Genomic DNA, 1,594 nt, shown 5'->3' with positions numbered 1-1,594 from the left:
GCTTCTTGATCTCGGTGCGCATCTCGACGCGGAGCTTCGCATCCAGGTTCGACAGCGGCTCATCGAACAGAAAAACCTTCGGATCGCGCACCAGGGCGCGACCCATAGCGACGCGTTGTCGCTGTCCGCCGGAGAGCTGGCTGGGCTTGCGGTCCAGAAGCGCGTCGAGTTGGAGCATTCTGGCGACGCGGTCGACGGCTTCAGTCTGCTGCGCCTTGGGGACCTTGCGCACGCGCATCCCGAAGCAGATGTTCTGGCGAACCGTCATGCTGGGGTACAGCGCGTAGGACTGGAACACCATAGCGATGTCGCGATCCTTTGGATCGCGGTCGTTGACCACGTCCCCGCCGATCCTGATCTCGCCGTCGGAGACCGTCTCCAGCCCGGCGATCATGTTGAGCAAAGTCGTCTTGCCGCATCCCGACGGGCCGAGCAGAACGAGGAACTCACCCGACTGGGCGTCTATATTCACGTTATCGAGCGCCTGGTACTGGCCGAAGCGCTTGGAAATCTTCCTGACCTCCAGGGATGTCATAGACGGCTAACCCTTCACTGAACCGGCGACGAGACCGCGCACGAAGTAGCGGCCCGCGAGTATGTAGATGACTAGGGTGGGAAGCGCGGCCATGATGGCGGCCGCCATTTGCACGTTGTAGGGACGCTCGCCGGTCGACGTGTTCACAATGTTGTTCAGAGCGACCATGATCGGGGCGTTCTGGCCGTAGGTGAACGAAGCTCCGAAGAGGAAATCGTTCCAGATGTTGGTGAACTGCCAGATGACGGAAACGATGATGATGGGCGCCGAGATCGGCAGCAGGATGTGCCAGAAGATCCGGAAGAAGCCGGCACCATCGACGCGCGCCGCCTTCACCAGGTCCTGGGGCACGGAGACGTAGTAGTTGCGGAAGAAGAGGGTCGTGAACGGCAAGCCGTAGATAATGTGGATCAGGATCAAGCCCCACAGCGACCCGGCTAGGCCGAGCCAGCCCAGCACGGTTGCCATTGGGATGAGTACGGCCTGGTAGGGTGTGAAGCAGCCGAACATGATCAAGCCGAAAATCACCCTGTGGCCGGGGAAAACGAACTTGGTCAGCGCAAAACCGTTCAGCGCCCCAATCAGGGTCGAAACCGCGACAGCCGGAACGACCATCAGGAAGGTATTGAGGTAGAAGCCGCGGATGCCGGGGCATTCGACGCCTACGCACGCCTCCATCCAGGCAACGCGCCAAGCGTCGAACGAAAGCGCGCGCGGCAACGCGATCAGGTTGCCGCCGCGGATTTCCTGCATGCTTTTCAGCGACGTGACAATCATTACGAAAAGCGGCATCAGATAGTAGGCTACGAAAAGGATCAGGATGCCGTAGATGAAAGCGCGGCCCAGCCTGGCCGACCAGTTCGACGGGGCGCGAAAGGCCAGTGCGTCAGCGCTCATTGCGAGCCTCCCTGCGCAACTCGGAATAGATGTAAGGAACCATGACGGAGGCGACCGTCATGAAGATCATCATCGCGCTGGCAGCAGAGAGCGCCATCCGGTTTCGGCCGAAGGCGAACTGATACATGAAGGTCGCCGGAAGGTCCGACGAAAAGCCAGGAC

At 60.5% G+C, this 1,594-nt stretch carries 2 protein-coding genes; both read right to left on the bottom strand.

From position 1 onward, the window contains the following. Positions 1-535 (bottom strand): ABC transporter ATP-binding protein (locus EOA86_RS33880; protein ID WP_164892293.1); only part of this gene is annotated, 535 nt, incomplete at its 3' end. Positions 536-541: 6 nt separating this feature from the next. Then, complete coding sequence (locus EOA86_RS33875) at positions 542-1,432, bottom strand: carbohydrate ABC transporter permease (RefSeq protein ID WP_128345519.1); 891 nt, start codon at positions 1,430-1,432, stop codon at positions 542-544. Between the last annotated feature and the right edge of the window lie 162 nt (positions 1,433-1,594).

The organism is Mesorhizobium sp. M5C.F.Ca.IN.020.32.2.1, assembly GCF_004023105.1.
Lineage (GTDB): Bacteria > Pseudomonadota > Alphaproteobacteria > Rhizobiales > Rhizobiaceae > Mesorhizobium > Mesorhizobium wenxiniae.
The sequence above is the reverse complement of the archived record's forward strand: the minus strand, read 5'-3'. Positions and strand labels throughout refer to the sequence as shown.

Excerpts from the sequence above, each read along its gene's own strand:
- EOA86_RS33875 (WP_128345519.1), bottom strand. The coding sequence starts at position 1,432 with ATGAGCGCTGACGCACTGGCCTTTCGCGCCCCGTCGAACTGGTCGGCC.